At 54.5% G+C, this 7436-nt stretch carries 5 protein-coding genes; 1 reads left to right on the forward strand and 4 read right to left on the reverse strand.

The window, feature by feature from the left end; translation table 11 throughout:
* From pqiB to rlmKL, 4 genes are all read right to left on the reverse strand, one after another.
* Positions 1-1542: intermembrane transport protein PqiB (gene pqiB / locus AB7E14_RS17405; RefSeq protein ID WP_428169725.1), on the reverse strand; the 1542-nt coding region annotated here is incomplete at its 3' end.
* 4 nt (positions 1543-1546) lie between these two features.
* On the reverse strand, positions 1547-2800 hold the full coding sequence (pqiA, locus tag AB7E14_RS17410; protein WP_043001163.1) for a membrane integrity-associated transporter subunit PqiA: 1254 nt from the start codon (positions 2798-2800) through the stop codon (positions 1547-1549).
* 14 nt (positions 2801-2814) lie between these two features.
* Entirely contained in the window at positions 2815-4722 is a 1908-nt protein-coding gene (locus tag AB7E14_RS17415; RefSeq protein WP_058587875.1) for an ABC transporter ATP-binding protein, read from the reverse strand.
* Between the two features lie 12 nt (positions 4723-4734).
* Positions 4735-6843, reverse strand: a complete 2109-nt coding sequence (gene rlmKL / locus AB7E14_RS17420; RefSeq protein WP_216081620.1) for a bifunctional 23S rRNA (guanine(2069)-N(7))-methyltransferase RlmK/23S rRNA (guanine(2445)-N(2))-methyltransferase RlmL — start codon at positions 6841-6843, stop codon at positions 4735-4737.
* Between the two features lie 97 nt (positions 6844-6940).
* Here rlmKL and AB7E14_RS17425 point away from each other — a divergent pair.
* Positions 6941-7436: MOSC domain-containing protein (locus tag AB7E14_RS17425; protein ID WP_428169726.1), on the forward strand; the 496-nt coding region annotated here is incomplete at its 3' end.

Here is a 7436-nt window from a genome sequence, read left to right on the forward strand (position 1 = left end):
CTCGCGGAGCACCTGATCAAGACGTTGCATATCGTCCACCATCTTGTTGTAGGCTGCCGAACCCGGCTGGAAGCCCTGCATGCTGCGATTCAGTTCACGCAGAGTATTCTGCATATCTGCCGGCAGTTGTTGCATAGACTGACTGTACGTAATCTTGTTCATGTTATCCAGTGTCGTTTGCAGATGTTTCATCGTGCGCTGGCTTTCACTCAACGTATTGGTGGCCTGCTCAATCATCGGGTTCAGCGGCAGATTGTTGATCTTATCCAGCGCTTCCATCAGTCGCTGCTGAATTTGTGCCAGACCGCCGCTCACCGTCGGGATGATCTGATAACCGTTAAACTCGCGAATGCCGGTAATCGGCGGCTCTTTTGGATAGAAGTCCAGATCGACATACAACGCCCCGGTCACCAGGTTCCCGGTTTTCAGCGAGCCGCGTAAGCCCCGCTTCAGCAGGTCGGCCAGATGAGCGCCCACGTCGGTATCTTCACCCAACTGCGCTTTCAGACGCTCGGGTTCAATGCGCACCAGCACAGGAATACGGTAATCGTTATTAAACACCTGACGCATATTTGGCGCAAAGAACGGCACTTTACTCACCGTCCCCAGACGAATACCGCGGAACTCCAGCGGCGCTCCCGGTTGCAGGCCGCGGATCGAATCTTTGAAGAACATCAGGTAATCGATGTGCTCGGTGAACAGCGAATCCTGGATGCTTTTCTGATCGTCATACAGGCTAAAGGCGGCCTTCTCGGCAACCGGCTGACCCTGCTCAAGCCCTTCCGGTACGTCAAAGCTAACACCTCCGCCAAACAACGTCGTCAGCGAGCCCATTTCAACCCGCATGCCTGCGGACGTCAGATCCACGGCAATCCCGCTGTCTTTCCAGAAACGGACGTTGCTGGTGACCAGGCGATCGTTAGGTGCATTGATAAACAGCTGATAGCTGATGCTGCGTTTTTGCGGATCAAAAGTACTGGTTTCCACCGATCCGACGCGATAGCCCCGGAACAAAACCGGATCGCCCGGACTAAGCTGACCGGCTTTTTTACTGTCGAGCACCACGCGGATCCCCTTGGCATCAGGCGGCGCCAGTGGCGGCGAATCCAGCAGATCATACTTTTCCAGTTTGTTACCTTTATTACCCGGCTGCAGTTCGATATAAGCGCCAGAAAGCAGCGTCCCTAAGCCGCTGATCCCTTCACGTCCAACCTGTGGCTTCACCACCCAAAACACGGAGTCTTTGTGCAGCAGTTTTTCCATACCGGCGTTCAGGCGCGCTTTGATTTCAACATGCGTCAGATCGTCGGTTAGCGTGGCGCTTTCGACGACACCCACGTCAACGCTACGGCTTTTGATAGTGGTTTTTCCGCCCTCGATGCCCTCGGCATTGGTGGTAATCAGGGTCACAACCGGTCCCTGATGGCTGTAGTGATAGAACAGAACCCATGCCCCAATCAGCGCAGTGACGATGGGAAAAATCCACACGGGAGACCAGTTTTTTACCTTCTGGATTTTGGCTTCCCCACTTTTAGATTCCATGTTATCAGGACTCCTCATGGCCTGGTTCTGGTTCACGATCCCACGACAGACGCGGATCAAATGTCATCGCAGAAAACATTGTCATAATGACGACTAAAGCAAACATTAATGCACCCATTGCTGGATAAATATTCATCAAACCTCCCATGCGCACCAGCGCAGAGAGCACGGCGATAACAAACACATCAATCATTGACCAGCGACCAACAAACTCCACCACTTCATAAATCAGGTGCATGCGTTCACTGTCACGCTTGCCATGCCCTTTGGCGTCCCAGCACAGCCAGGCAATGGCGATCATTTTTAGCGTCGGCACCATAATACTGGCGATAAAGATCACCGCCGCGACCGGATAAGAGCCTTCACTCCAGATTAAAACTACCCCTTCAAGAATGGTGGAAGGCAGTTTCGACCCCAGTAAATCGGTGATCATGATCGGCAAAATATTCGCTGGAAGATACAGCATGATCGACGTGAACAGTAATGCCAGCGTCCATTGCAGGCTGTTTCTGCGGCGCACATACCCTTTCGTTTCGCAGCGCGGGCAAAGATGCTCATCCGCCGGAAGGATCGCCGTACAGCAGGAACAAGAGCGTAATCCCTGACGAATGCCGGGAACGCCAGGTGTTAACGTCTGTTTAATCACGGGCATAGGGGCGATGTCGTCCCACAGCCAGCGACGGTCAACACACTGAAACGCGCGGAGTTGCAGAATGCAGAAGAAGCACCAGGGGATAAAGCTGCTGCCGACGCCGATATCGCCGTATGCCATCAGTTTGACGAAACTTACCAGCACGCCCGCGAGAAAAATTTCCGCCATTCCCCAGCTCTTTAGCTGAAACAGAATGCGAGCCAATTGGGCTTTGAGCCTTGCGGGCATTTGTACCCGATTCACCAACAACAGAATGGTTAACAGGCAAAATGCGGGAACCAGTTGAACGAAGAGTAAAAAGAACGTACCGAGACTGGCGTAATTTTCCGAAAACAGGACACCAGGGATTTGCATCAGGGTCACTTCACTGCTCACCCCAGCGACATTCATATTCACAAAAGGGAACAGATTCGATAAAAGCAACATAAACAGCGCGACTAACGCATAGGCAGTGGGACGCTGTCTCGGCGCGTCCCACATCACCGTCAATGTTGTGCCACATCTCGGGCATGCCGCTTTCTGCCCATGCTCAAGGTGGGGCAATGCCACCAGCATGTCACACTGCGAGCACAAAATGTGCTTTGCGGCATGATGATGTTCGCACATGGTGTGCTCCTTAATTATGCACCATTCTTTAACGCTTCAAGATACTCCCAGCGCTCAAAGGCCTGCTCAAGTTCTTGCTCTGCTTTTGCCAGATCGGCCAAAACCTGTTGTGTCTGCTCATGAGGCTGGCTGAAAAACGCGGCGTCGGCAACCTGTGCCTGCAGGGCTTCCAGCTTCGCTTCCAGTTCTTCCAGCCGTTGCGGTAACTGTTCCAGTTCGCGCTGCAGTTTATAGCTTAGTTTGCTACTGGCGCGTTTTACAATTTCTGCTTTCGGGGCAACCACTTCCTCAGTTTTTTTCGCCGCTGGCTGTTTAAACGCCAGATGCTGTTCCTGTTGACTGCGTGCATCATGATAGCCGCCGACATAACGGCCGATTTTCCCGTTGCCTTCGAAAATCCAGCACTCGGTCACCGTATTGTCGACAAACTGACGATCGTGGCTCACCAGTAACACAGTGCCCTGATAACCATCAATCAGCTCTTCCAGCAACTCCAGCGTTTCGACGTCGAGATCGTTCGTTGGTTCATCGAGAATCAACAGATTGCTGGGTTTCAGAAAAAGACGCGCCAACAGCAGACGATTTCGCTCACCGCCAGACAGTGCGCGTACCGGGGTCATCGCCCGTTTCGGATGAAACAAGAAGTCCTGCAAATAGCCGAGCACATGGCGCGGTTTGCCGTTAACCATCACTTCCTGCTTACCTTCGGCGAGGTTGTCCATCACCGTCTTGTCTGGGTCCAGTTCGGCGCGGTGCTGGTCGAAATAAGCGACTTCCAGTTTCGTACCGACGTGGATACGACCGCTGTCCGGCGGCAACTGGCCTAACATCAGCTTCAGCAGCGTGGTCTTACCGCAGCCATTAGGACCGATCAGGGCAATTTTATCGCTGCGCTGTACCTGAGCTGAAAAGTCTTTCACCAGCTGTTTGCCGTCGACCTGGTAATCCACGTTCTCCATTTCGAAGACGATCTTACCGGAGCGGGTCGCCTCTTCGACTTGCATCTTCGCGGTGCCCATCACTTCGCGGCGTTCGCTGCGTTCGCGGCGCATCGCTTTCAGCGCCCTCACGCGGCCTTCATTACGGGTACGACGGGCTTTAATGCCCTGGCGGATCCACACCTCTTCCTGCGCCAGCTTGCGATCGAACTCGGCGTTCTGGAGTTCTTCGACGCGCAGCGCCTCTTCTTTCTCCACCAGGTATTGATCGTAATTCCCCGGGTAGGTCACCAGCTTGCCACGATCGAGATCGACAATGCGGGTCGCCATATTGCGAATAAAAGAACGGTCGTGGGAGATAAAAATAATCGTCCCATTGAACGACTTCAGGAACCCTTCCAGCCAGTCAATGGTTTCAATATCGAGGTGGTTGGTCGGTTCATCCAGCAGCAGAACGCGCGGATTACTGACCAGTGCACGACCCAGCGCGGCTTTACGCAGCCAACCACCGGACAGCGACGACAACGCGGCATTAGGATCCAGTCCTAACTGCGCCAGCACCTCATTGATGCGGTTTTCCAGTTGCCACAGATTGTGGTGATCGAGCTGCTCCTGCACTTTTGCCAGCTCATTTAAGTTTCTGTCGCTCGGATCGGTCATCACCAGACGCGAAATTTCGTGATATCGCTTAAGGTAGACCGCCTGTTCTTCGATGCCTTCCGCGACAAAATCGTAAACGGTGCCTTCAATATTGCGCGGAGGATCCTGTTGCAAACGGGCAACGATCAGATCCTGCTCATAAATAATGCGCCCATCGTCCAGACCCTGCTCACGATTGAGGATCTTCATTAACGTTGATTTGCCGGCGCCGTTACGGCCCACCAGACAGACGCGTTCGTTATCTTCGATATGCAGTTCTGCATTATCAAGAAGCGGCGCGTCGCTGAACGACAGCCATGCGCCATGCATACTGATTAATGACATTTACTTATCCTTTCAGGCCGCGGTAATCAACCAGCAGTTGTGGATTTGACGGTTACGGGCAAAGTCCTGGGAAAGCGTTTTTTGGGTGATTTCTTGTGCTTTCAGCCCCAGCGCCGCCAGTCCGTCAAGATCCATACGGAATCCGCGTTTATTGTTGGAGAACATGATCGTGCCGCCTTTACGCAGCAGACGTTTCAGATCTTTCATCAGCGTCAGGTGATCGCGCTGAACGTCAAAGGCATCCTCCATCCGTTTCGAGTTGGAGAACGTCGGGGGATCGATAAAAATCAGATCAAACTGTTCATTAGCTTCACGCAGCCAGGCCAGACAGTCGGCCTGGATCAGGCGATGCGCGCGTCCGCTCAAGCCATTCAGACGCAGGTTGCGCTCTGCCCACTCAAGATAGGTACGCGACATATCGACCGTCGTGGTGCTGCGCGCGCCGCCTAAACCTGCGTGCACACTGGCGCTGCCGGTGTAGGAAAACAGGTTAAGGAAGTCTTTGCCGTTGCTCATCTGCCCCAGCATCCGTCGCGCAATACGGTGATCGAGGAACAGTCCGGTATCCAGGTAATCGGTCAGGTTCACCCACAGGCGAGCGTTGTATTCGCTTACCTCGATGAATTCCCCCTTCTCGTTCATCTTCTGATACTGGTTTTTCCCTTTCTGCCGTTCACGGGTTTTCAGCACCAGCTTGTTCGGCGCAATCTCCAGCACCGACAAGGTGGCGGCGATGATGTCGAACAGTCGCTGACGCGCTTTCTGCGCATCGACAGTTTTCGGCGGAGCGTACTCCTGAATCACGACCCAGTCGGCGTAGCGATCGACCGCTACGTTGTATTCAGGCAGATCGGCATCGTACAGGCGGTAGCATTCAATCCCTTCCTGACGCGCCCATTTTTCCAGTTTCTTGATGTTTTTACGCAGACGGTTGGCATAGTCTTCCGCCACCGTTGCCGGTTTGCTGTCCGGCGTGCTTTCCGCTACATGGTAGTTTTTCTGCACACAGTCCAGCGGGCCGTTTTTCGCTTTGAATTGTTTGTCCGCGCGCAGTTGCAGGCTGCTTAGCAAATCCGGTGAGGCGCTGAACAAAGAGAGATTCCAGCCGCCGAACTGGTTCTTCATGGTGCGTCCCAGCAGGCTGTGCAGCGCAATCAGCGCCGGCTCGCTGTCCAGACGTTCGCCGTAAGGCGGGTTGCTGATCACCGTCCCGTAAGGACCTTTCGGCAGCGGATTGCTCAGCTTCGCCACGTCTTTGACTTCGAAGGTGATCAGTTCGCCAATCCCTGCGCGACGGGCGTTGCTGCGCGCGCGTTCGATCACTCGGGCATCACTGTCAGAACCGTAAAAACGCGAGGTATATTCAGCCAGACCTTTGCGGGCGCGGGTTTGCGCTTCCGCCTTCACGTCCTGCCAGATAGCGTCATCATGCTGCGCCCAGCCGCTAAAGCCCCAACGACCACGGTGTAAGCCCGGTGCGCGATCGGTTGCCCACATCGCCGCTTCAATCAATAGCGTGCCCGAACCACACATCGGGTCGAGCAATGGAGTTCCCGGCTGCCAGCCAGAGCGCATCACAATCGCCGCCGCCAGCGTCTCTTTGATCGGCGCCAGACCGGTGCGATCGCGATAGCCGCGCAGATGCAGACCATCACCGCTTAAATCCAGCGCAATGCTGGCCGTGTCTTTATTCAGCCAGACGTTTACGCGGATGTCGGGCGATTCGCGATCGACATTCGGACGCGGCAGATTTTTACGCGTGAAGGCGTCAACAATCGCATCCTTGACTTTCATCGCGCCGTACTGGCTATTGCGAATGGTGTCGTTCAGCCCGCTGAAGTGGACAGCAAAGGTCGCACCCGGATTAAACATTGCCGTCCAGTCGATGGCCTGCACACCAAGGTAAAGGTCTAAGTCACTGTAAACTTTGCACTCACCCAACGGTAAAATAATGCGCGAGGCCAGGCGACTCCACATCAGGCTCTGGTAAACAAGCCGGGTGTCGCCCTGGAAATGGACCCCACCCTGAACCACCTGACACTCCACGGCGCCGAGGCTTTCCAGTTCAGTTTTTAACAGCTCTTCCAGCCCACGGGCCGTACTGGCAAACAAAGAATTCATAGCGTCACTTATACTCGAAGAAAATTGCTGCGCATTATAGCTAATATGGGCGCTATGTCATAAAGTTGAAGGCTTATTTCTTTCGAGGGACTGTACCGTGTTGACGTTATCCAGACTTTTCATCCACCCCGTCAAATCAATGCGTGGCATTGGGCTGACCCACGCTCTGGCAGACGTCAGCGGTCTGGCTTTTGATCGTATTTTTATGGTTACCGAAGCCGATGGCACCTTCATCACAGCGCGTCAGTTTCCACAAATGGTGCGCTTTACCCCCTCGCCCCTGCACGATGGCCTGCATTTGACCGCGCCTGACGGCAGCAGCGCGCTGGTGCGGTTTGCTGATTTTGCCGCCCAGGATGCGCCGACGGAAGTCTGGGGCAACCATTTTACCGCGCGAGTCGCCCCCGATGCGATTAATCAGTGGCTTAGCGGCTTCTTCTCCCGCAGCGTGCAACTGCGTTGGGTGGGACCACAGTTGACCCGGCGGGTTAAACGCCACGCGGGCGTGCCGCTCTCTTTTGCCGATGGTTTCCCGTATCTGCTGGTGAATGACGCTTCGTTGCGCGATCTGCAGCAGCGCTGCCCGGCGGGGG

The organism is Citrobacter sp. (genome assembly GCF_050252275.1).
Lineage (GTDB): Bacteria > Pseudomonadota > Gammaproteobacteria > Enterobacterales > Enterobacteriaceae > Citrobacter_A > Citrobacter_A amalonaticus.

Bases quoted from the DNA above. Each gene is read 5' to 3' on its own strand.
- pqiA (WP_043001163.1), bottom strand. From the start codon at position 2,800: ATGTGCGAACATCATCATGCCGCAAAGCACATTTTGTGCTCGCAGTGT.
- AB7E14_RS17415 (WP_058587875.1), bottom strand. From the start codon at position 4,722: ATGTCATTAATCAGTATGCATGGCGCATGGCTGTCGTTCAGCGACGCG.
- rlmKL (WP_216081620.1), bottom strand. From the start codon at position 6,843: ATGAATTCTTTGTTTGCCAGTACGGCCCGTGGGCTGGAAGAGCTGTTA.